The organism is Gilliamella sp. LMG 34359, assembly GCF_984569085.1.
On the sequence record NZ_OZ474906.1, the window covers coordinates 532397 to 556133 of the forward strand.

Here is a 23737-nt window from a genome sequence, read left to right on the forward strand (position 1 = left end):
CTTATACTAACCTTTGTTGCTTTAACCAATTTGCGGTCAGTTCAACACTTTCACTTAAGCTATACAGCGGTTGATAACCTAAACAGGCTATGGCTTTCTCCTGACTTAGCGTCATATCATAATATAACGTACCAACGCTATAACGTGTTAAAGTAGGCTCTTTATGTGTTAATGATGCGATACCTTCTAGTAAGGTCGCTACCCCATATAGAAGTTGATACGGTAGTGATCGAACTTTATAATCAAGCGCTAAATGTTCTCTTAATAATAAATTAAGTAAGTCAATAAGTTGGCTTGGTTGTTGGTTAGTAATATTAAAGACATCACCTGAGCGAAGATGAGGATTATTCGATGCCGTAAATATGGCATAAACAACATTAAGCACAAATGTAAGATCAAGAAAAGCATGTCCGCCTTTCGGCAGATATAATGTACCGCCAGTACGTTTCAATAATGCTAGCATCCGAGGAATAATCACGCGATCATGAGGACCAAAAATTCCTCTAGGTCTTAATATTAAATAAATTGTATTAGGGTAATGCGCGACACATTCTTGTATACATTTTTCTGCTTGATATTTGGTGTTCGCGTAATGGTTAGCAAACTTTTTAGCTAGGTAGTCTTCCGTGATATTAAGGTGCGATTGAAAATCAAAATATATCGATGGTGTTGATATATGGATAAAACGCTTAATACCAAGTTTACCGGCAAACTGTGCTAAACGTGATGTGACTACGACATTCGCTTGGTAAAACCAATCATATTTTCCCCAAGGGGAAGACAATGCGGCACAATGCCAAACCGTATCACAATCAACAAGCATTTGCTGGTAATCCGCATCTGTTGCGGTAATTAAATCTAGTGCAGTAAATTTTGCTCCAAGCGCGCTAAGTTGCTTTCCAACAGTTTGATTACGACCCGTGGCATGAACTTGATGACCTTGTGTAAGTAACCACTCTACAGCATTGCGACCTAAACCACTTGTTGCACCCGTCACTAAAATTCTCATGGTAATAGAATCATTCCCCCTAACGTTAACCCTGCTGCCGTACCGATTAACATAGCCGGTTTACCCGGATTAAAGCGCTGAGTTATTACGGCCTCATGCAATGCACTAGGAATTGAAGCCGATACTTGATTGCCTCGAAAACGGTAAATATCAATTAGGCTTTCGTTAGAAATATTAAGTCGCTTACGCATGTGTTCTAATGATAAATGGCTAGCTTGATGAGGGATGACAGTCGCTATATCAGAAAGTGTTAAACCGGCTTGGTTTAATAATCGGGTTAAATAGGGCTCAATTAGCGATGATGCTAATTTAAACAGCGGTTTTCCTTGCATGTGGAATAAGAAATCATGCTCTTCGATACCGGTTTTTATATTTCGACGAGAACCGCCTCCGCGAATTTCACACAAATCAATACCATTAGTATGGGTTTCTAATAAGCATGAAAGGATGCCACTCTTTCCATCACCTTGTTCAACAATTGCACAAGCTGCACCATCACCAAAAATTAAAGAAGATTCCTCATCTTGCCAATCTAAACCACGTGATGCTAAATCGGCAGAGACAATCGCTATACGTTTATAAATACCGGTATTTAATAAACCTGCTGCTACTTGTAACGCACTGATAAAGCTCACACAGCTAGCATTAACATCAAAGCAATTAATCGTTTGGGGTAATGAGCTTGCTTTTAGAATATGCGCAGCAGTGTAAGGAAGCGCTTGAACAGGAAGAGCACATGCAGATATTAATAAATCAATAGATTCTCCGTCAATATTACAACGGGTAAGAGCATCACTAATAGCGTTTGCAGCTAAATCGGCTTGTTGTAATTGCGTATCGGCATGATAACGGTAAAGTATGCCTGAACGTTTAAGTGAGTAACCATTTGGTTTATTTAGTTTTTTATCTAAATCTACCGCCTCTATTTTATCTGGCGGTAAAGCAATGCCAGTCGAAATAATTTTTATAGGTACTGGCAATTTATTTCCTTTCAACACAATAGATACCCCGTAATCTATTTTGTAATAATAATTATAACTTAATGTTGAGTACTAATATATCTTTGGTTGTTTAACTATTATAATAATTTTAAAATTAGCTTAATGTGATAAAGATAGATATGTTAATAACTTCTTAAGTTGGAAGGCATAAAGTTTTCTGTTGTTTTGTAATCAATAAATACTATTCAATCATTTCTAACTGTTTTGTGCTGCAAACAAGCTTTTCGTGTTATGGACTTGTAGCCATTGTGGCAGTTTTGATGCCACATAATAGTTTCCCAATGGCAATCAGAGTAAAACCATTATTTTCCAAATATTGATCTTAATGACTTTTTGTTGTAATTGTTTAAAATCCATTAATATTCAAATTAAAGGTAATAAAGGAGAAAAATATTACCAATATCATATTATTTTTGTGATCTATCTTACGAAATTTTGAGTTGTTGTGAAAAAAATATTAATTCTAAATGATAGCGATTAAATAATTGGCTATAGCCATTGAAAATACTGGCTTTAAAACCATTTTATGGATACACGCCATTATCGAACCAAATGTATCCGGGTTGGTATCCGATTTTGCACTTGATATGGGGTAATCTCAGTTGATGTCGGTTGACAAACAAAATCCCTTGAAAGGTAACTTTGAAAAAGCTTTAGACATAAAAAAACCTGCTAGCAGCAGGTCTTAAAATTTGGTGATTGGTGCCCGGACGCGGAATCGAAGAGACAGCTTAAAGTATTGGCGGAACTGGATTGAGGGATTTTAGGTGAGGGAATGTATCCGGTGTTGTATCCGTAGTGGGATTGGTTGGGTTTTAGCTTATTAAAATAAATTTTATTCGCTATAATGAATATTTTAGTTTTATCTGTTATAAGCGAATATTCAAGATAAGCAACAAAATTACAATAAATGTTTACCTAAGCAGAAAAATAATGTCGCTAGTAAGAGCAATCTGTCAGAATAACTCAACTATAAATCTTCGTTCTAACATTCGTCATTAAAAATGTGAAATTGTCTGCAAATCATACTCAATTTTGGTCTGACATAAAATCTGAATACAACTGTTTAAAAGAAATTTTTTATGGTGATATTCCTTCTGAATAGAAGGTATTTAATATGTTAGAAAAAGTGAAAATTCAGATAGCTAAGGTTTAGCTAGACCATGACATTATCAATGCCGTTTATTTAAAGATTTTAATAGGAAAATGTGTCGCATGAAGCTAGCCTATTTTCCTATATATTTTATGTATTAGTTCAATACTTGATAGTAGTTTATTTTTCTAAAGCCTTACTAATAACGATATTCAGCTCTTCTTCAAGCTTAGAGATTTCTATCTCTAAAACTTTACAGTCTATTTGTTTAAACATTCTCTTTATCTTTTTACTTGGATCATTAAGTTCTAAATTTAATTCTTCAGTAATTGAATTATTTATGTCTTCCATAAATTCTAATTCATCAAGATAAACTGTTGACCCTCTTTGTATTTTCTCATCTATAATTACTGCACGAATTGGACAAACTTTTAGTAAATTAATAAACCGATTATCAAAAGAGACAAAAAAAGGAATATAAAAATCTGCGCCTGTGTTCATACCAATAAGTTTTTCTAAATACCTTACAGAGAAAAGATCCCATGACATTCCTCTGATTTTCTTTAAAGAGTTTTTACCTAATGTTCGTATCGGATCGAAAAAATTAAGACTAGCGTTATATTTTAAAAATTTCCATCCAAAATAAATTTCTGTTTTAGCAAAAAATCCTAACTTTTTTAATGAAAATTCTATAAGTAATCTTAATTTATCTTTGATATCAATATTTTCATTTTTCTTTAATAAGATAGATTTTAGCAATACTGAATATAATAATTTTCTATTTGTATGAAGTTCTAAAACCATCTCTCTATTATCATAATAAGTTGAAAAAACTTCACACGCTCTTTTCCCTGCTGATTCTCTGTTTTCGGTAAAAATCGGATGATAGATATTAAAATTATTCTGATTATAGATTAAACTCTCAAAACGTTTTAATGCTCTTATTGAATTAAATGGACGATTATTCTTTTCATCAAGGCTATCAAAATAGTTTTCAATAACAAAAAAAGAATAATCAAAATTCATACCACCTTTATTTTTAACGAATTGAATTAATTCGCCAAACCGCAGACTATCCTTGTCTAAAGAACCACCATTTTCCCAAATTCTAAACTTTTCGGTGATGTTAGAGTCAAAGCTAATAGAATAATCTAATTTTATTTCAGCTTGACCTTCTTTTGTCTGTTGATAAATTTCATCAGTATAAAAAAGAAGTCCTTGTCCATAAAAAAATTTTTTTAAGTAAGGAAATTGCTCTTCTATTGTTTTCAAAGGGTGATCTAATAATTGAGATTCCATATTTTCGGTTGAATAAATAATCTTAAGACCTTTGAAAATATTTATATTCTTTTCTATTAAATCATTAAAGCTTTTTGATAGACTATGATTCACTATTGCTTGAAATGCTACCTGTAATTGCATCATCCGTTCTTGTTTTCTTTCTGTCATAATTGTTGTTTTGTCCTTGATCTTTTAAGCGAGAAGTAAATTATTGCAGGTAGATTGAATTATTAAAAATATTTTTAACTTGAAAATGGTTAATTTAAATATATGGAATATAGTAAAAGAAATATTCTAAACCTATCTAAAATGGTATATTTTTATATTATATCTTTTTAAATAAAAATGGTCACTGAAATGGCAGCTATTAATCAAATTAAGGCAAAATTACTTGAGCTTGAAGGTGGCGCATTTCAACGGCTTGGCGATCATTGGTTGCATAAGAGAGGGTATGAAAATTTAAATGCTATCGGAATGACTCAGATAAGTAATAAAACAAAAACAGGCACTCCTGATACATTGATAATACAAAATAATGGTAAATATATTTTTGTTGAATACACAACACAACAACTAACTTCCAGAAAAAAATTAGAAACAGATATAGATAAATGCCTTAATCCCCAGAAAACAGGAATTCCATTAGAAAATATTTCTGAAATTATTATATGTTATCTAGGAACCTTAACTCCCGAAGATATTTATATATTGAACGAAAAATGTATTAAGCAGAATATTATTCTTAGTTTATTTAATATTGATGCAATAGCATTAAGTATTCAAAATAGTTACCCGGTATTGGCAAAAGAGTATCTTTCTTTACCGTTAGATACAGGGCAAATTCTAAGTATTGAGGATTTCATAAAAAAATATAATTATAATAAATTCTCAACTCCTATTATTGATTCACCTCTTTTTTTAGATGAATATTTTCACCAAGGAATAGAGGCTCTTCTTAACCAACAATTTTTACTTATATCCGGGGAAGCTGGTATAGGTAAAACACAATATAGCCTTAGCTTATTAAAAAAACTGCAAACGAGCCACCCAGATAAAAAAATATACTGTATTTTTAATAAAGGTGAAAGCTTTCTTGATGAGATAACAGCCTATTTTAGTGAGCCAGGAGACTATCTTATCTTTATTGATGATATAAATCGCCTTAATAGTAATCTGGATTATTTACTTCATTATCTTGTCGAAAATGATGATAAACGCACATTTAAAATTATTGCAACAATCAGAAATTATGCTAAAACCTCATTTATTAGTAAAATAAAACAAATTACGACTTACCAAGAGATAACTTTAGCTAAACTGAATAAAGAACAACTCTCCACATTGCTAAAAAAAATATTTAACATAAATCATGTTGATTATTTACAAAGAATTTGGGAAATAACTAAAGGTAATCCTCGTTTAGCTGTAATGGCCGCTAAAATTGTGCTCACAGAACAAGATCTTTCTGCTTTGTATAATATAGCATCTCTTTACGACAGCTATTTTAGTCACTATGACCATGTTCAAATAATATTAGACAATAAAAAAAACATACTAACATCTGGGATAATTTCTCTTTTTAGAGTAATTGATTTTAAAAATGAACAACAAATACAAAGTATTCAACAGATATTTAACATTACTTTAGATGAGTTTCGAGATAATATTTCAATACTGACTCACAATGAACTGATTGACGTATTCGAAAATGAAATCATTAAAATAGCAGATCAAGTCTTAGCTACTTATTTACTTTATCATGCTATTTTTGTACAAAAGGTACTGCCATTTCCTATTCTATTAGAATATTTTTCTAATCCTCAAAAAATAGGGTTATTAAATGATGCAATCGTTCCTATTATTAATGCCTTTGATCATAAAAGTATTCTTAATCAAATTCAGCCAGATATAAAATCTTATTACACAAAAATATTATCTAATCAGCACTCACAGGAAGATATTCTACTTTATTTAAACAAATTTTGGTTTGCAATTCCTACTCAATGCTTGATGTTTATTAAAGATATTCTTGATAAACAAGAAAAAATTGACATAAATTGGCACAATGTCGACTTTGATTTTAATACCTCAAATGGTCAGGGAAATCTGATATTTTCATTGTTGAGCAAATTTAGACACTCCAATAAAGATGAATTACAACTTGCTATCAATTTATCATTAGATTTATTAGCGACCTCAGATGATTTTATTAAACCTGCTGTATATGAGTTTATTCATACTCTTTCGTTTAAACACAATGATCATGAGATAGGATATGTTGTACAGAATATCATATTAGATAGTATATTATCTCGGACACATCAAGGTGATAACTACTTATATACCAAACTATTTTTTATTATTGCAGCCTATTATCTTGAGGCAGAATTTTCTGAATTTAATGCTGAAGGGAAAATGGTCAATGTTATGCGCTTCCGCTTCCCTACAAATCAACCGCTAAAGGAAATAAGAGGAAAAATATTTAAGCAATTAACAACATTAGTAAATCATGCGGGCTATCAAGTGGAATCCTTCACATTACTAAGTGATTATATTGCTAAAATGCAATTTAACGGTGTAGAAATAGTGCAACTGGATATGCCCTACATGCGTGACTTAATATCTTCATATTTTGAAAAAAATAATATTGCCCATTGTTTATTAATAAAAAATTACCAGGATCAATTACGTAATATGCACCTACTTTCTACGCAATTGATTGACAACATCCCTGCAATTGTTCAATTATTAATCGACCCTAACCAAGAAAGAGCCGAAAGAAAATTGAGTTACGAAGATTATCAAAAGTATCGTAGAAATAAAATTCAAAAATATACTGGTACAATAACAATAAATGAGCTCAATTATTTTCTACAGCAATGCGAACACCTTAGTGTTGTCTCGAAACAGCATAAACAATATCAATTAAGGGAGATCATATCATCATGCTTATCAAATATGATAACAAGTCATCCTCACCATTATCCGAGAATCATTTATACTTATCTTCAATATGATGAATTATTTTCTATCCATCCTTATTATATTATCACCACATTGTTTAAAATATGTGGTGTTATAGAAACGAAAGATTTTATTGATACTCTTGAACATAAAAATAAAGAAGCTTGGCTTACCACTTATTTTGAACATTATCCTGCAGAAAATATTAATGAAAAAGTAGTTGCACAATTACTAGACCATATCAGTCAATTAACACAAATAACTGCAGTTCCCAATGATCTCAACCTGTTAGATAAATATCAACCATTTCATACAGACTTGTATTTAATTATAACTAAATATTTATATGCTAAATCAAAACAAGATATGCGTTTCTTAGAACCCGTTGCTCGGTTATTTCATCAAAATAAGATTTATAACCAATTATTAGTATATTATAAAAATGACTCAGAGATTATTTATCAATGTTATCTTGCAATACTTAATTATAACTCCTATTTTGATGACGATGGGCAACTATTAAAAAACTTGTTAGAAAATAATCCCGCATTTTTTTATACAGTTCTTGATTCCATTTTACAAAAACCGACCCGATTATCATATGATACTAAAATACCATGTTTAAAGTTCCTTTGGGATAAAGATAACTATATTCAGGATATTGAACAATATGCTTTATATATTTACCAAAAAGATCAATCCTATTTTGGTGGAATATTTCACAAATTATTTATTCATAATAAAAATGAAAAAACTGATAATCTTGCAAAAAAACAACACAATTTTATAACGCAAACGATCATAAATAATATTGATAATGACGAATATATCTTATTTATTATAGGAGTACTTGATTGCTTATCTGAAGATGAAAAATTAAATATTTTATTGGTATTACTAGAATATAATCAGAGTATTAAATTATTTAAAAAAATACGGTTTAGTCGGTTACCTCAAAGTTGGTCAGGTAGTTTAGTACCGCATTTAGAAAAGGAAAAGCAATTCTTACTTAAAATATTACCTTATTTAAATAAAATAACGTTGCTTAATCACAAAGCCTATATTGAAGAATTAATTTCTCACAAAGAACAAGAAATTGAACGAGAGAAAAAAAGAGATTTTGTTGATATTGTTTATTATTAATTACTTAACTTTTATATTATAAAATAAAAATGTATTCAAAAATACAATCTTCAGAAGTTAACTACGAATTACATACATTAGGCTAGAAATCTTTTCAGCATTTATGTATTACAATTTTCTCTGAAATTCTTAAATACCCTATTCAAGAATTTTTAGATCCCATGATGGTGGAAGAGATGGTGCTTTAAAGGTAAGTGGAAAGTTGGCCAAAATAAGACAATGTCAGGTCGTTTCACTATTCAATACAAATTCAGTTCAGAGCTCCATAAGCAACTAAAACTGGAAGATTATTTATCTATTTTGAATAAAGTTTCAAAAGATATAAAAGACGATATGGTAATGAAAAAAGCGAACACTCAAAGAGTAAATCTTATTTATAAAGTCCTTTTTAATCAATGCATAAACTCGGGAGAAAATAAGATTGAAATAGTTAAAAAATGAAGTGAATCAAATAAATTACCCCAATAAAGCTTTAAATAAGCTTTATTGGGGTATTAACTAATCATCAAAATCATTTGGTTCTGTCAAAACACAATACTCTTCAGGAATACTTTTACCATCGTAATCGGAACTAAAACTTTCGCCTGTATAATAGATGTAATTACCCGAATGAAATGTGCCATTTTGTTCGAGTGTAATATCATGACCGTAGCGTTCATAATCAAAGTAGTTACTTAAATTGCCTAGCTCTTTTAAACTATAACAGCCACTTTCTGCAATCCAATAAAAACCTAAATCATATTCATCAGAAATATTGGACAAGGATTGAAAGCAATCTAAGTTATCAGATAAATTAATTAAGTCAGTAATAGAATTAACATAGTCTCCAACATCAATAACTGCTTCATAAATTTCTAATTTAGCATAATTTAACTCTTCAGGTTTTTATGCCAAATAATTTTATTAACATAATGATAAATTATGGTTACTTTCTTATAAGATTGATAATACTTGGAATTAGCTATTAATTTATCGGATGAATTAAAAATATCTCTAAAAAGTCCAAATGGTTAAATCTATTGTTAATTTAATATGAGGGTAGTTGACATCGGTTGACAAAGAAAATCGCTTGAAAGGTAGCTTGGAAAAGGCTTTAGACACAAAAAAACCTGCTAGAAGCAGGTCTTAAAATTTGGTGATTGGTGCCCGGACGCGGAATCGAACCACGGACACGGGGATTTTCAATCCCCTGCTCTACCGACTGAGCTATCCGGGCAACAATGGAGCTGTATTAAACACGATTAGCGATCATCCGTCAATCCCTTTTGTAAAAAAATTTGAAAAAAATATGCTGATTGGTTGAAATTTAACTAATTGTCACTATATTAGTGGCTAATTAGACTAATATCACTCTATTTTTAGAGGAATTTTTATATGCGAGTTTTTGGTTTTATTATACTTTTTATTTATGCTTATTTGGAACTGAGTCTGTTCATAAAAGTTGCAGATTCAATAGGTGTTTTTCTTGCTTTAATCGCCATTATTGCTAGTTCGGTTATTGGGCTGTATTTAATTACAAAGCAAGGTTTAAAAAACTTAAGCATTATGCAACAAAAAATTGCTAATCATCAAAGCCCTAAAGATGAAATCATTAAGAGTGTATCTTTACTCTTCTCAGGCTTTTTATTGCTGATTCCTGGGTTTTTAACGGATATTTTGGGAGCGATTTTATTAATTCCAGTTGTTCAAGAGTATATTGTTCGCTTTATTGTTGGCAAATTGCCTTTTAAAGTTCGTTCATTTTCTTCTAGCCGCAGTGTACAAGTTAATGATGTTATTGAGGGGGAATTTGAGCGTAAAGATGACCAATAAATAATCAATTAAACTTTTTTTAATTTTATACGCTTGAAGAATCTAAAATAATCCCCATTTAATGTGGACTATATTATATAAATCATAATGGTATGATTTGTTCTTAATCATCATTTAAGTAAAAATTAGTGCTAGGAGATAACTAATGAAAATTCGTCCATTGCATGATCGTGTGATCATCAAACGCAAAGAAGTAGAATCAAAATCAGCTGGTGGTATTGTTTTAACTGGTTCAGCTGCTGGTAAATCAACACGTGGTGAAGTTTTAGCTGTTGGTAATGGTCGCATTTTAGAAAATGGTCAAGTTCAGCCACTAGATGTTAAAGTTGGTGATATTGTGATTTTTAATGAAGGATATGGCGTTAAGACAGAAAAAATCGATAACGAAGAAGTGCTTATCCTATCAGAAACCGATATTTTAGCCATTGTTGAAGCATAACTGGCAGATAATTTAACTTATATACAGAATTTAGGAGAAATACGAAGATGGCAGCTAAAGATGTAAAATTTGGAAATGACGCTCGCGTTAAAATGCTTAAAGGCGTTAATGTATTAGCTGATGCAGTTAAAGTAACTTTAGGTCCAAAAGGACGTAATGTAGTTTTAGATAAATCATTTGGTGCGCCAACTATCACTAAAGATGGTGTGTCAGTTGCTCGTGAAATCGAATTAGAAGATAAATTCGAAAATATGGGTGCGCAAATGGTTAAAGAAGTAGCTTCAAAAGCAAACGATGCAGCTGGTGACGGTACCACTACTGCAACTGTACTTGCTCAAGCTATCGTTAACGAAGGTTTAAAAGCAGTTGCTGCGGGCATGAATCCTATGGATTTAAAACGTGGTATTGATAAAGCAGTTGTTGCAGCAGTTGAAGAGCTTAAAAAATTATCTTCACCATGTGCTGATTTTAAAGCGATTGCCCAAGTTGGTACTATTTCAGCAAACTCTGATGAAACTGTTGGTACTTTAATTGCTGAAGCAATGGAAAAAGTTGGTAAAGAAGGTGTTATCACTGTTGAAGATGGTACTGGTTTACAAGACGAATTAGATGTTGTTGAAGGTATGCAGTTTGACCGTGGTTATTTATCACCATATTTCATCAACAAACCAGAAACAGCAACGGTTGAATTAGATAGCCCATATATTTTATTAGCAGACAAAAAAATCTCTAATATCCGTGAGTTATTACCAGTATTAGAAGCAGTAGCTAAAGCAGGTAAATCTTTATTAATTATCGCTGAAGATGTTGAAGGCGAAGCATTAGCAACTTTAGTTGTGAATACTATGCGTGGTATTGTTAAAGTTGCTGCGGTTAAAGCACCTGGTTTTGGTGATCGTCGTAAAGCAATGTTACAAGATATTGCAATCTTAACTGCTGGTACTGTAATTTCTGAAGAAATTGGTTTAGAGCTTGAAAAAGCAACACTTGAAGATTTAGGTCAAGCTAAACGTGTGGTTATCAATAAAGATAACACAACTATCATCGACGGTGTTGGTGAAGAATCATTAATTAATGCACGTGTTGAACAAATTCGTAAACAAATCGAAGAATCAACTTCTGATTATGATAAAGAAAAACTTCAAGAACGTGTAGCTAAATTAGCTGGCGGTGTTGCAGTAATTAAAGTTGGTGCAGCAACTGAAGTTGAAATGAAAGAGAAAAAAGCACGTGTTGAAGATGCATTACATGCGACTCGCGCAGCAGTTGAAGAAGGTGTTGTTGCTGGTGGTGGTGTTGCGTTAGTTCGTGCTGCTTCTGCAATTTTAGACCTTAAAGGTGCAAACGAAGATCAAAACGTTGGTATTAAAGTTGCGCTTCGTGCGATGGAAGCGCCATTACGTCAAATCGTGACTAACTGCGGTGAAGAAGCTTCTGTTGTGGTTAATGCGGTTAAAGGCGGTAAAGATAACTATGGTTACAATGCCTCAACTGAAGAGTATGGTGATATGATTGCCATGGGTATTTTAGATCCAACTAAAGTAACTCGTAGTGCATTACAATATGCTGCATCAGTAGCAGGTCTTATGATCACCACTGAATGTATGGTTACTGATTTACCTAAAGATGATAAAGCTGATTTAGGTGCTGCCGGTGGTATGGGCGGCATGGGTGGAATGGGCGGAATGATGTAATTCCCCTATTTAGCTAATAAAAATAAAAAACCACTCAAATGAAGTGACCCCCAATAGTTGGACAACCAATTACAGGGGGTTTTTTTATATCTAAAGCGATTATTAAAATATTAGCTTACAAATGTTGGTAGAGCGTTATTGAACCAATAATAATCAGCACGATACCGCCAATAAATGAGGCTTGTTTGCCAATTAAACAGCCGAGTTTTTTCCCTAACAATAGTCCAAGTGTAACCATAATACAGGTTGCTAAGCCGATCATTGTCGATGCAAGATAAATATTGACACTGGCTAGGGCTAATCCGACACCAACTGCAAATGCATCGATACTGGTCGAAATTGCCGTAAGAACCAATAGTAAAAATGATTTTTTGGTTGAGGGAATAGTTTTTTGATCGTCATTTTCACTGTTTTCTTCTTTAAAACTGTGATAAATCATGTTAATACCTAACAATAACATCACAGCAAAAACAATCCAGTGATCCCATTTTTCAATATATTGAAGTGCAATATAACCAATTAACCAGCCTAATATGGGGGTAATGGCTTCAACAAAACCAAATAAGATCCCCACTTTTAATGCACCTAGAAATGGTGTCGATTTGAGTGAAACACCTCGACAAATCGCTACCGCAAATGCATCAGTAGACATGGCTAATGCTAATAATAAAATAGCCAAAAAACTCATGATATTTACTCTTGCTTCTAATGAATGATATTTCTTTTAATTTTATGATTTATTTTTTTGATATTAAAAATAGATAGTTAGCTATCTTTTTATCGCCTTTATTTTTATAAAGTTCTGCTGCTTTTATCACATTGCTTCGGCGGCTTGAATCATATGCAAAAAGTTGTTTGAACATAAGATCTGCGGTTTTCTTATCGCCATTTTGGATAGCACAATAACCATATTGCTCATAGGCATCAGCTTTCCAGCGATGGCGATCGAGCTCAAGGCTTTTATTAAATTGTTCTTTGGCCTCTTGATAGCGATTTCTGCCACATAAAAAGGAGCCGTAGTGAACATGAAATAGGCCATTACCTGGTTGCATTAAGGTGATACGTTGGTAAATCATTTCCGCTTCATTGTATTCACCAACATGTTGATCAAACATCGCCATTGCTAGCATCACCTGTGGATTTTTAGGTGAATATTGCGCGGCTAATTTTAGATTATAATGCGCGGCTTTAACGTTCTCTTCAGATTCATTGGCCTTAGCTAAATAACCTAACCCCAATCGCATTCTGGCTAATGCAGCAGCTTCCGGATCAAACTCTTCACGGGCGCTCGTCTGGCAACCTGCTAGCATGAGTATAACCAAACTACTTAATACTATTAATGCACCTTTCATCCACAACTCCTTTTCTCTTTTATGCTGTTTGTTGAATAAGGTTTTGCTTTTTATAAAGTGTTCGTTTAGTACGATCGACAACTTCACCCGCCAGTTGGCCACAAGCTGCATCAATATCATCACCACGTGTTTTACGAACAATTACCGTAAATCCATAGCCCATTAATGTTTTCATAAACCGATCAATTCGGGTATTTGAACATCGTGAATAAGGAGCACCAGGGAATGGATTCCATGGAATTAAATTGATTTTACTCGGCACATTTTTTAGAAACTTCGCCAGCTCATGGGCATGTTCAACACCATCATTGATTTGATTGAGTAACACATATTCGATAGTCACTTTGCCGTGATTAGCATTTGAAGTTGAAAGATAACGTAAAATTGAATCACGTAGCATCGCCATATTATATTTTTGGTTGATTGGCATGATTTCGCTGCGTATTTCATCATTTGGTGCATGAAGAGAAATAGCTAAAGCAACGTCAATCATTCCCGCCAGTTTGTCCAAAGCCGGGACAACGCCTGAGGTAGAGAGGGTAACGCGTCTTTTGGATAAACCATAACCAAAATCATCCAACATAATTTCCATTGCAGGGGCGACATTAGATAAGTTAAGTAAGGGCTCACCCATCCCCATCATAACCACATTAGTGATAGGTCTGTCGGCTAATTTGCCGGTGACACCAATGGCATTTGATGCACGCCAAACTTGGCCAATAATTTCCGAAACGGTTAAATTGCGATTAAAACCTTGTTGAGCAGTTGAACAGAATTTACATTCCAGTGCACAACCAACCTGTGATGAAACACACAATGTAGCACGGTCTCGCTCAGGAATATACACAGATTCAATCATCTGGTTATTACCAACATCTAATGCCCATTTAATCGTACCATCAGATGAACGCTGCTCGATGGCAATTTTAGGGGCTTTAATTTCCGCTAAGGTTTTTAGTTGTTCACGAAGTTTTTTGTTGATGTCGGTCATTAGATCAAAATCATCTATCCCAAAATGATAGATCCATTTCATCACCTGATCCGCTCTAAATGGTTTTTCTCCTAATGAAATAAAAAACTCTCTTAACTGTTGTCTAGTAAAGTTAAGCAAATTAATTTTTTCATTGGTTGGCGTTGTGGTATTTTGATTAGTTGTCACATCTGAACAATTGCCAGACGATTTTTGTGTAGCTGGTGTTAACATATGGCCTCGTTTTTACACATTATGGCTATTTCAATTTTTAGGGAAAGGATTATACTGTTTTTCAGCTTGTCTGGCTAATATAATCTTAATTACAGTGTCAATGATGAAAAAAATAATAAAATTAAAAACAATTATCAATTTTACCCAAACTTTAACTCTACTTTTATGTTCAACATTTACTATGGCACAATCTATTCCGCTAAATAAACTTACTGGGCAATTTAATGAAAAAAATGATAGCGATTTTATTGCTCTTGATTCAACAATATTACCGGTAAATAAAAAGGGCATGTATCTTCAAAAGGAGCCTGCCCAGCAGTTAATTAAAGCTTATAATGATTTTAAAAAATCTTATCCCGATATTCCGTTTATTGTGGTAAGTGCTACGCGTAATTACACTTATCAAAATGGTATCTGGCAACGTAAATGGGATGCCTTGGTACCTAAATTGGTAGAGCCACAAAAAATTGCCAAGGAAATTTTAAAATTATCTTCAATGCCCGGTACATCAAGACATCATTGGGGAACCGATATTGATATTACTAGTCTGTCATCGGAATATTTTCAAAATGATAAACAGGGTATTATTTTGTATCAATGGCTACGTGAAAACTTACCAAAATATGGTTTTTGCCAACCATTTAATGACGGGCGAAATGGCGGGTATTTGCCCGAAGAATGGCACTGGTCATATAAACCAATTGCCAAACAATATTTAGTCCAATACAAGACGATACTCGAAACCAATCCACAAACGATTCTGCAAAATTTGAATTTTACTGGCTCTGATAAAATTACCCTAGAAAGCTTAGTAAAAGAGTATGTATTAACCGTTAATTCCGAGTGTTATTAGTGTTTTCGCCAATAAGGTAGTTTTATTGTCACCACTAAACCACCACCATCACGATTATTAGCTTGAATAGTACCGTTATGCATAATAACGGTCTTTCTGGCAATGGCTAAACCTAGGCCATAGCCTTTACCTAACTGTGCTGATTGAATACGGACAAAAGGCTCAAAAATACTCGATAATTTACTCGCATCGACACCCGGCCCACGGTCTTTAACTTCGATTTGCAAATATTTTCCTGCTTCTTTTAATGATACTTCAACCGTTTGGCCTGCTTTAGAGAAGCGGATAGCATTACGAATGATATTTTCAATCGCCCGGCGTATCTGTTCGGAATTACCTTTAACAATAGAGTGGCTGATAGATGATAAGTTAAATTCTACCTCTATCGATTGGTGATTGGCTTCATAGTTAGCATCATTAACCACCACACCAATTAACTCTTTTAAGTCAAAATATTCATCGGTTCGATTATTCATTTCAGCCCGTGAATAATTCAATATTTCCCCAATTAGTTGGTCTAACCGTTGCGATTCTAACTCGATTCTAGCTAATGAAGTATCGATATTTTGTTTATTTTGTTGCGCAAGGCCGATTGCCAGTTGTAAGCGTGCTAGAGGGGTTCTCAGTTCATGGGAAACATCATGAAGTAGCGCTTGACGATCAGATATTAAGATGTTGAGTTGCTCAACCATCATATCAAAATCTTTACCTAATTCACTCAGTTCATCACGACGAGGTTTTAACTTTTTAAATAACCGAACCGACAGATCGCCTTGCGAGACGCGGAAAAATCCTTCTCTTAGTAACTTCATCGGTCTGGTTAAGTTCCAAGCTAAAAATAGACTGAACACTAAGCCAACACAGATCCCCATTAGTACAATGGGTGTTGGCATTGTAAACAGGGTTTTTTTAGTGTTGTTGCTGTGATCGGTTTTATCATCTTTAAATGATACCGAGTAAAGCGTACCATCTGGTGCAACCGCCATTCTTTGGTAGATATAAGTGGTCGGTTCAAGTTCATCGGTAATGATATTGACTTGATCATTTTGCGGAGAGACCAATTTTATCGACAATAAAACCCGCTCACGTTCGGGTAAATGGGCGATAAAATTGAGCGTCTCATCTTCACCGGCAACATGTAATAATTGCGCAATCATATCCACTTTAGTTGGCATATGATTTAAGAATCGTTGATTTTTATTCTCAATATAATAAGAGAACGCAATCCAAGTTAATTGGAAGGTAAGATAAAAGATTATCCAAAATATAATCAGTATTTTCCAAAATAATCGACGATTCATATTAAATCAAACCTACAGAATGGTTAACGAATGCGGTAACCAACAGCTCTTATCGTTTCAATGGTTACATCATTTTGTGCCACTTGATGTAATTTTTGGCGGATATTGCTGATATGGACGTCGACGCTGCGATCATAAAGTTCACGTGCCCGACCAAGACCTATTTCAGATAATTCTTCTTTAGTCACCACTCGTTCACTATGTTTAACCAATAGAACTAACAAGTTAAATTCGGTAGAAGTTAAATCAATAGGTTGACCATTCCAAGTACATAGCCGTTGAGGGATATCTAAAGTTAAACCATTAAAATGATATTTTTTATCATCGACTAATTCGACTGAACGTTCATCAAAACGACGTAAAACGGCACGCAATCTGGCTAATAATTCACGAGGATAACAAGGTTTAGGAATGTAATCATCAGCGCCTAATTCTAACCCCAACACGCGATCAATATTATCACCTTTGGCAGTTAGCATAATAACTGGCATATTACATTGTTGACGAATGCTTTTAAGGACATCAATTCCATTAATATCAGGTAACATTACATCTAAAATTGCTGCACGATATTTACCTGATAGAGCTTCATCAATACCATCTTTACCTAAGTAAACACTTTTAATATTAAAACCTTCATTGGTTAAATATTCGCTAAGCATTTGTGATAATTCTACATCATCATCAATTAATAAAATATTTATCATATGTCGCCATTATTATTTAATTTTAGATAGTTTTATTATTGCAATAATAAAAAAAAAGTCAGGTGGATTTACTAAAATATTACATATTTTGCTCTATTCCTGATTAATTTATTTACTATGCAACCAAGTATAGAAATTTTAGATTTACGCTATTTTCACAGTGTGCATTTCAATCAAAAAACGATTAAATAAGGAGCTGTTAGTCGTAGTGTAATTTATTAATAACATCAGTGTTTGATTAATATTATTTACCTAACGTTTAATCTAATATGTGAACGGTACATTCAGTTTTCAAGTTAAATAGAATAAAATAGCTGTTTTATTAATTAACTGAAAGTTTCACTATTTATTGTTAGCTATATGGAGATAAAAAATGGAACAACAAGTAATGTGGCAACAATTAATTAAATTGGTGAAACATGAGGTTTTACCGGCTCTTGGTTGTACCGAACCTATCTCGCTTGCTTTAGCGGCGGCTATTGCCAGTAAATATCTTAATAAAAATAAGATTAATCGTATTGAGGCTTACGTTTCACCCAATCTTATGAAAAACGGCATGGGGGTTACTGTTCCTGGTACAGGTATGGTGGGATTGCCTATTGCAGCGGCAATTGGCGCAATTGGTGGTGATGCTCAGGCTGGTCTTGAAGTCTTAAAAAACATCACACCAAAACAAATTAACCAAGCTAAAACGCTTCTTAGTGAACACAAAGTTAATGTACAAATTGCGGATAACGATAAGGCGATTTATTCTGAAGCCAATGTTTATACGAGTAGCGATCATGTCAGGGTCTGCATTGAAAATTCACACACTAATGTAATTTTGATCGAAAAAAATGGCGAAAATATTTTTAAAGCCGATAGCAAAATACAAGATGAGTCTAACAATGAATCGATCATAAACCATATGTCAGTCAAACAGATATATGATTTTGCAACTCAAGCTAATTTTGAAGATATCGAATTTATATTACACTCTGCAGAATTAAATGACGCATTATCTCAAGAGGGATTACGACGAGAGTATGGATTAAGTATAGCCGCTACATTACATCAACAAACAAAAACAGGATTGTTGGCTGACGATCTATTATCCAAAGTGATTATTCGCACCACTGCGGCATCAGATGCTCGAATGGGCGGTGCGACATTACCGGCAATGAGTAATTCAGGTTCAGGCAATCAGGGGATAACTGCAACTATGCCAGTGGTGGTGGTTGCTGATTATTTAGAGGCTACGCCTGAACAATTAGCAAGAGCACTGATTTTATCTCATACTATTGCCATTTATATACATAGTAAATTTCCTCCGTTATCGGCACTTTGTGCCGTAACCACCGCTGCAATGGGATCGGCAGCAGGTATGGCATGGTTGCTAGGTAAAGGTCAATATGAACCGGTGGATATGGCAATATGTAATATGATTGGTGATTTATCGGGAATAATCTGTGATGGAGCGTCGAATAGCTGTGCAATGAAAGTTTCAACATCAGTTTCATCAGGATTTAAAGCGGTATTGATGGCGGTAAATCGAATTCGAGTCACGGGTAATGAAGGTATTGTCTGTGATAGTGTTGAAACCACCATTAATAATCTAGGGGCGATTGTCAGTAATAGCATGAAAGCCACCGACACTCAGATAATAGATATCATGTCGCATAAAGCTTAATTTCACCCAAAGTGGTAAAATATTAAGCTTTTAACGCTGTTAATATAATCAATCAGTATTTTTTTTAAAAAATATGCTGGACAATATTATTTTTTATGCGTAATATTCCGTCCTGCTTCTATGGTGGCTATAGCTCAGTTGGTAGAGCCCTGGATTGTGATTCCAGTTGTCGTGGGTTCGAATCCCATTAGCCACCCCATTTTATATCGTATAGATGAAGCAACTCTAACGGCGAGTAGCGCAGCTTGGTAGCGCAACTGGTTTGGGACCAGTGGGTCGGAGGTTCGAATCCTCTCTCGCCGACCAATTTAATAGAAAAGCCTACTCATTTGAGTGGGCTTTTTTATTATTACTACTCTATATTTAATTCGATGCGATAAGAGGTACGAGCCGAGTACCACGAGACAAACACCAATACCGCACAACCATCAACAGAAAGTGTCCTTAATATATCCAGAGAACCTAATATAAAATTGTGTCAATACGGCAATACGGCAATATGGCAATACGGCAAGATACACACTGTCTTCATACCAGTATACTGTTGCAGCGGTCATCGAAAAATGAGCATAATCAGAATGTGTTGGCTGAATTAATCTTGGGGCGCCTATTGTGCCGGCTGATATAATAATCACATTGTGTAAAATTGTTTAATTTTGCCTGTGTTGAAGTAGCCATCACGTTGTCATTCCTTGTTTGTTGGGGGTAAGCTGCCATGAAAGCGATTGCTGTTGACGTTGCCACAATTGAGCGTAAAGACCATTTTGGCGAAGCAGGGTGTCATGATCCCCTTGTTCCAGCAAACATCCAGTGTGCATAACAAGTATTTTCTGCGCTTTTTGTATTGTGTTTAAACGATGAGCAACAACTACAACAGTACAATGCTGGGATAAGTTTTCTAATACTCGGTGTATTGCCACTTCGGTAGACGCATCAACACTGGCAGTCGCTTCATCCAATAGGATGATAGGGGCTTTTTTTAATAATGCTCTGGCAATTGAAAGTCGTTGCCGTTCTCCGCCTGATAATGAGTAACCATTATCACCAAGAATTGTTTGATAACCATCCGGTAACTTTTGAATAAATTCATCAGCTTGAGCTAATTTAGCTGCCTGAATAACTTCCTCAGCAGTTGCGCTTTGATTACCCATCAAAATATTGTCAAATACTGATGCCGAAAACAAAACCACATCTTGAAATACCATGGCAATATTGCGATCTAAGATCTCACTAGCGATTATTTTAGTCTCATATTCACCCCAAAGAATTTGACCAGAGTCTGGTGTCCACATTTGCGCAATCAGTTGCAACAAAGTGCTTTTTCCTGAACCGTTTGGGCCAACAATAGCCGTTATCGCATTAGCATGAATGTGGCAGTCAATATTTTGTAAGGCTGGACAGGATTGCTCAGGATAGGTAAAACTGAGCTGCTTTACAGTAATTTCATTTGAGCTAGAGATTATAGAGGCGTTCCCATCATTATATGTGGCCACCGATGTTTCACTCAGTAGTTTTTTGATACGTTCCATGGCGCGTGAGCTAAATCGAAGTTTTATTAACCCATCTCCAAGTGTTTGTAATTGCCGATAGACAATCAGTGAGAAAAAATTGAGTAGGATAAAGTGCTGAATATCTAAACGTTCCTGAAACAACAAATATCCGCCTGATACAAGTAATAGTAGAAAACTGAACTCACTGACAAAACCAAATAGTGCGACTAATGCAGAGGGTTTAGTTTCCAACTTCAGCTGCGCTTGATATTGTTGAAATAATGCATTAGAAAGACGCTTCCAGGCTGTACCAAACTGGCCAAAGCAGCGAATAACGTTAATGCCCTGTATATAATCATATAACTCTGCTTGTGCATCACTGGCAGTATCCAACATTTTTTCATCATAACGACTAATGACACGCTGCGTTAATGTCATAACCCAAAATGAAAAGGGAATAGTTATAATGACTAGCAAAGCTAAAAAGAGATCAATCCAGCATAGAAGTGCCAATATTAATAACATCGTGACTATTGTACTGGTAAAGACAGCTAAAAAATGCGACCACAGCCATTCGATTAGCTCAAGATCGGATGTTAAACGAACGCTTAAATCCCCCGTTCGTTTTGCTGAAAACCAACCTAGTGGTAAAGCGTGTAAATGGTTAATAATTCGAATTCTAGTTTCAGCCATCATGGCATAAGTCCCACCAAAAACGTGGCTTAATGCCAAATTACTTGAATAAATTCGCCCCAACAGGCAGGACAATAAACCGACCACGCTTAATAGGATTATCGGTAACGAAATAGTTTTATTGAAAACGGACAGGATAAGTTGTGCAACAATGTAATAACTTACTGTCAATAAGCAACCATCAAGTGTCGCCAGAAATAATCCTTTGGTTAACCGACGATCTTGATAACCAGCCAACTGATAACCGGCGCGCATAAATTTAATGAGCATATATTTTCTCTCCATCCAACTCGATATCTTGCCAGAGTTGACAATAACAGGGACAATTCAGAAGCAGTTCGTCATGACGTCCCTGACCAACCACTTTTGCTTGATCGACAACGATTATTTGATCTGCATGGATAATCGTTTTGAGGCGATGGGCAATCATTAGCACACTTCGCCCATTGCAAAGATTGGCGATAGCTTGTTGAATAAGCCACTCGTTTTCACTATCTGCATAGGCAGTTGCTTCATCTAGAATTAAAAGAGGGGCATCCCTTAATAGTGCTCTGGCAATGGAAAGTCGTTGGCGTTCACCTCCCGATAAGCGAGTGCCATTTTCACCAATTTGAGTGTCATATCCTTGTGGTAGAGAGAGAATAAATTCATGAGCACAAGCTGCCTGTGTTGCTGCAATTACCTGATCAATATTGGCATCCGGTCGGCCGAGTAATAAATTTTCTATAACCGTGCCATTAAAAAGATATACATTCTGAGATACCATGGATATCTGTTTAAACAACTCTTCTAAGGGCCAATGCTGGATATTGAGCCCACCCAAGGTGATTTCACCGCGATCACAGTCAAGTAATCGTGTTGCTAAACGGGCAATCGTTGTTTTCCCCGCGCCACTGGGTCCAACAATCGCTGTTAATCCATGTGGCAATGTATTAAAGGTTACCTCTTGAAGAGCTGTTTTTTGCTGATCGTAACGGTAAGAAACGCCAGAAAATGACAGTACAAGGTTTCCCGTTGGTAAACTTTCTTTATCAATCTCATGAGATACTGTCATCTGTGATGCATTAACTATCTGGTTAAGACGATCTAACGACCCTTGCCGTTGGGCTTGTTCCGATAACGCAAATACAAGGCGTGAAAATGGTTGAACTATTACTGGAGCAACCAATAAACACAGTAACCAATCAACTGGCGCTAAATCTTCATGAAAACAGCGCCAGGCTCCAATAGGCGCCACCAAGATTAAATTGCTTGAAAGTAAACAATTAAAACAATTCCAGCCAAACATATTCTTTTTACAGTAGTTTTCTATCCAAGGTGCGACATTACGGATTGTCTGACTGAGTTGACGAAAAGAATCAGCTCTCAGTCCAAAACTTTTAATTACTGCAATGCCTCGGATGTATTCACTTACTTTTTGGGCTATATTGAGCTGTAATTCTCCCCACTGACGCGATTGTTCGGCACTGTGTCGCATAGATAACCATTGGCACCAAAACGCGATTGGCAATAATAGAATAGCAACAAACGCCATCTGTACATCTATATAAAGTAACAATGATAATCCAACAATTGGCAGAGTAAGAGCTGAAGCAACATCGGGCAAAAAATGCGCCAGAAAGGCTTCTAATGCGGCGATATCATCATTAATTACTTTACGTAAATCACTTGCTGTATGAGAGCTGAAAAACGATAAGGGAGCTAATCCCAGTTTGTTGGTTAAATGCAACTTTAAATGATAAGCTAGCTTTAATGCGCCATGATGAGCACTAACGTGACTAATCACAATTAATCCCCAGCGAAGCAACATTGCAATGAATGCCACTGCCAAGCATGAATAGATAAGTTCAAGAGACAATGTGGCAACAGTCAGTTCTTCTACCATGAGGTAAAGTATCCAAATGGGTACTAGCGTCATAATGGTTGAGATGATTGCTGTTAGTATTGATATCCAAAAAGCCTTACCCATTAACTTTACTAATAGAATAAAACGAAGTGGTTCAGAAATGTTCATAACCTTCCTCGAACTTAT

General features: G+C 34.7%; 17 protein-coding genes and 3 tRNA genes. 8 read left to right on the forward strand and 12 right to left on the reverse strand.

Features of this window, described 5'->3' with window-relative positions; all coding sequences use genetic code 11:
* Position 1 precedes the first annotated feature (1 nt).
* From AC5LXV_RS02575 to AC5LXV_RS02585, 3 genes are all read right to left on the reverse strand, one after another.
* Complete coding sequence (locus tag AC5LXV_RS02575) at positions 2–1009, reverse strand: NAD-dependent epimerase/dehydratase family protein (RefSeq protein WP_493467308.1); 1008 nt, start codon at positions 1007–1009, stop codon at positions 2–4.
* Positions 1006–2007 carry a 3-oxoacyl-[acyl-carrier-protein] synthase III C-terminal domain-containing protein gene (locus AC5LXV_RS02580; protein WP_493467309.1) on the reverse strand — a complete coding sequence of 334 codons (1002 nt, stop codon included), beginning with the start codon at positions 2005–2007 and terminating at the stop codon, positions 1006–1008. Before AC5LXV_RS02580 ends, AC5LXV_RS02575 begins: the two co-directional genes overlap by 4 nt.
* A gap of 1276 nt (positions 2008–3283) precedes the next feature.
* Positions 3284–4552, reverse strand: coding sequence for a hypothetical protein (locus tag AC5LXV_RS02585; RefSeq protein WP_493467310.1), 1269 nt, complete (start codon positions 4550–4552; stop codon positions 3284–3286).
* Between the two features lie 177 nt (positions 4553–4729).
* On the opposite strand from AC5LXV_RS02585, the gene AC5LXV_RS02590 reads away from it, so the two are divergent.
* Entirely contained in the window at positions 4730–8491 is a 3762-nt protein-coding gene (locus AC5LXV_RS02590) for a hypothetical protein (RefSeq protein ID WP_493467311.1), read from the forward strand.
* Between the two features lie 498 nt (positions 8492–8989).
* On the opposite strand, the gene AC5LXV_RS02595 is transcribed toward AC5LXV_RS02590, so the two are convergent.
* Positions 8990–9343 (reverse strand): antirestriction protein ArdA, encoded by a 354-nt coding sequence (locus tag AC5LXV_RS02595; protein ID WP_493467961.1) that lies wholly within the window; start codon positions 9341–9343, stop codon positions 8990–8992.
* Between the two features lie 288 nt (positions 9344–9631).
* A tRNA-Phe gene (locus AC5LXV_RS02600) sits at positions 9632–9707 on the reverse strand.
* 158 nt (positions 9708–9865) lie between these two features.
* On the opposite strand from AC5LXV_RS02600, the gene AC5LXV_RS02605 reads away from it, so the two are divergent.
* The 3 genes from AC5LXV_RS02605 to groL all read left to right on the forward strand — a co-directional run bounded on the left by AC5LXV_RS02605 (position 9866) and on the right by groL (position 12436).
* Positions 9866–10303 (forward strand): FxsA family protein, encoded by a 438-nt coding sequence (locus AC5LXV_RS02605; RefSeq protein WP_493445701.1) that lies wholly within the window; start codon positions 9866–9868, stop codon positions 10301–10303.
* A gap of 145 nt (positions 10304–10448) precedes the next feature.
* On the forward strand, positions 10449–10742 hold the full coding sequence (locus AC5LXV_RS02610) for a co-chaperone GroES (RefSeq protein WP_034884480.1): 294 nt from the start codon (positions 10449–10451) through the stop codon (positions 10740–10742).
* 47 nt (positions 10743–10789) lie between these two features.
* Positions 10790–12436: a chaperonin GroEL gene (groL, locus tag AC5LXV_RS02615; RefSeq protein WP_110434790.1), complete on the forward strand. Its 1647-nt coding sequence runs from the start codon at positions 10790–10792 to the stop codon at positions 12434–12436.
* Between the two features lie 115 nt (positions 12437–12551).
* Here groL and AC5LXV_RS02620 read toward each other — a convergent pair whose 3' ends face one another.
* Genes AC5LXV_RS02620 through rlmN form a run of 3 tightly spaced genes read right to left on the reverse strand, consistent with a single transcriptional unit; the run spans position 12552 to position 14992 of the window.
* Complete coding sequence (locus AC5LXV_RS02620; RefSeq protein ID WP_493460541.1) at positions 12552–13124, reverse strand: manganese efflux pump MntP; 573 nt, start codon at positions 13122–13124, stop codon at positions 12552–12554.
* Positions 13125–13173: 49 nt separating this feature from the next.
* Positions 13174–13788 carry a hypothetical protein gene (locus AC5LXV_RS02625; RefSeq protein ID WP_493445702.1) on the reverse strand — a complete coding sequence of 205 codons (615 nt, stop codon included), beginning with the start codon at positions 13786–13788 and terminating at the stop codon, positions 13174–13176.
* 19 nt (positions 13789–13807) lie between these two features.
* Entirely contained in the window at positions 13808–14992 is a 1185-nt protein-coding gene (gene rlmN / locus AC5LXV_RS02630) for a dual-specificity RNA methyltransferase RlmN (protein ID WP_110424529.1), read from the reverse strand.
* A 103-nt stretch (positions 14993–15095) separates the two neighbouring features.
* Between rlmN and AC5LXV_RS02635 the strand changes: the two genes are divergently transcribed.
* Positions 15096–15845: a M15 family metallopeptidase gene (locus AC5LXV_RS02635; protein ID WP_493445703.1), complete on the forward strand. Its 750-nt coding sequence runs from the start codon at positions 15096–15098 to the stop codon at positions 15843–15845.
* Here the strand turns inward: AC5LXV_RS02635 and AC5LXV_RS02640 are convergent.
* Both AC5LXV_RS02640 and AC5LXV_RS02645 read right to left on the reverse strand, forming a co-directional pair.
* Positions 15842–17146, reverse strand: a complete 1305-nt coding sequence (locus AC5LXV_RS02640; protein ID WP_110434786.1) for an ATP-binding protein — start codon at positions 17144–17146, stop codon at positions 15842–15844. The genes AC5LXV_RS02635 and AC5LXV_RS02640 overlap by 4 nt on opposite strands.
* 23 nt (positions 17147–17169) lie before the next feature.
* Complete coding sequence (locus AC5LXV_RS02645; RefSeq protein WP_110424620.1) at positions 17170–17850, reverse strand: response regulator transcription factor; 681 nt, start codon at positions 17848–17850, stop codon at positions 17170–17172.
* A gap of 376 nt (positions 17851–18226) precedes the next feature.
* Here AC5LXV_RS02645 and AC5LXV_RS02650 point away from each other — a divergent pair, with 376 nt between their 5' ends.
* The 3 genes from AC5LXV_RS02650 to AC5LXV_RS02660 all read left to right on the forward strand — a co-directional run bounded on the left by AC5LXV_RS02650 (position 18227) and on the right by AC5LXV_RS02660 (position 19828).
* Positions 18227–19522 (forward strand): L-cysteine desulfidase family protein, encoded by a 1296-nt coding sequence (locus tag AC5LXV_RS02650; protein ID WP_493467312.1) that lies wholly within the window; start codon positions 18227–18229, stop codon positions 19520–19522.
* Between the two features lie 123 nt (positions 19523–19645).
* Positions 19646–19721 (forward strand) — tRNA-His (locus AC5LXV_RS02655).
* Between the two features lie 30 nt (positions 19722–19751).
* Positions 19752–19828 (forward strand) — tRNA-Pro (locus AC5LXV_RS02660).
* Positions 19829–20199: 371 nt separating this feature from the next.
* On the opposite strand, the gene AC5LXV_RS02665 is transcribed toward AC5LXV_RS02660, so the two are convergent.
* Both AC5LXV_RS02665 and AC5LXV_RS02670 read right to left on the reverse strand, forming a co-directional pair.
* Positions 20200–21975, reverse strand: a complete 1776-nt coding sequence (locus AC5LXV_RS02665; RefSeq protein WP_493467313.1) for an ABC transporter ATP-binding protein — start codon at positions 21973–21975, stop codon at positions 20200–20202.
* Entirely contained in the window at positions 21965–23719 is a 1755-nt protein-coding gene (locus tag AC5LXV_RS02670; RefSeq protein ID WP_493467314.1) for an ABC transporter ATP-binding protein, read from the reverse strand. The genes AC5LXV_RS02665 and AC5LXV_RS02670 overlap by 11 nt, the downstream gene beginning before the upstream one ends.
* Positions 23720–23737: the final 18 nt, after the last annotated feature.

What these genes read in the sequence shown, in the direction of transcription:
- AC5LXV_RS02665 (WP_493467313.1), bottom strand. Translation starts at nt 21,975, where the DNA reads ATGCTCATTAAATTTATGCGCGCCGGTTATCAGTTGGCTGGTTATCAA.
- AC5LXV_RS02590 (WP_493467311.1), top strand. Translation starts at nt 4,730, where the DNA reads ATGGTCACTGAAATGGCAGCTATTAATCAAATTAAGGCAAAATTACTT.
- AC5LXV_RS02640 (WP_110434786.1), bottom strand. Translation starts at nt 17,146, where the DNA reads ATGAATCGTCGATTATTTTGGAAAATACTGATTATATTTTGGATAATC.
- AC5LXV_RS02585 (WP_493467310.1), bottom strand. Translation starts at nt 4,552, where the DNA reads ATGACAGAAAGAAAACAAGAACGGATGATGCAATTACAGGTAGCATTT.
- AC5LXV_RS02650 (WP_493467312.1), top strand. Translation starts at nt 18,227, where the DNA reads ATGGAACAACAAGTAATGTGGCAACAATTAATTAAATTGGTGAAACAT.
- AC5LXV_RS02625 (WP_493445702.1), bottom strand. Translation starts at nt 13,788, where the DNA reads ATGAAAGGTGCATTAATAGTATTAAGTAGTTTGGTTATACTCATGCTA.
- AC5LXV_RS02575 (WP_493467308.1), bottom strand. Translation starts at nt 1,009, where the DNA reads ATGAGAATTTTAGTGACGGGTGCAACAAGTGGTTTAGGTCGCAATGCT.
- AC5LXV_RS02605 (WP_493445701.1), top strand. Translation starts at nt 9,866, where the DNA reads ATGCGAGTTTTTGGTTTTATTATACTTTTTATTTATGCTTATTTGGAA.
- AC5LXV_RS02620 (WP_493460541.1), bottom strand. Translation starts at nt 13,124, where the DNA reads ATGAGTTTTTTGGCTATTTTATTATTAGCATTAGCCATGTCTACTGAT.
- rlmN (WP_110424529.1), bottom strand. Translation starts at nt 14,992, where the DNA reads ATGTTAACACCAGCTACACAAAAATCGTCTGGCAATTGTTCAGATGTG.
- groL (WP_110434790.1), top strand. Translation starts at nt 10,790, where the DNA reads ATGGCAGCTAAAGATGTAAAATTTGGAAATGACGCTCGCGTTAAAATG.
- AC5LXV_RS02635 (WP_493445703.1), top strand. Translation starts at nt 15,096, where the DNA reads ATGAAAAAAATAATAAAATTAAAAACAATTATCAATTTTACCCAAACT.
- AC5LXV_RS02610 (WP_034884480.1), top strand. Translation starts at nt 10,449, where the DNA reads ATGAAAATTCGTCCATTGCATGATCGTGTGATCATCAAACGCAAAGAA.
- AC5LXV_RS02670 (WP_493467314.1), bottom strand. Translation starts at nt 23,719, where the DNA reads ATGAACATTTCTGAACCACTTCGTTTTATTCTATTAGTAAAGTTAATG.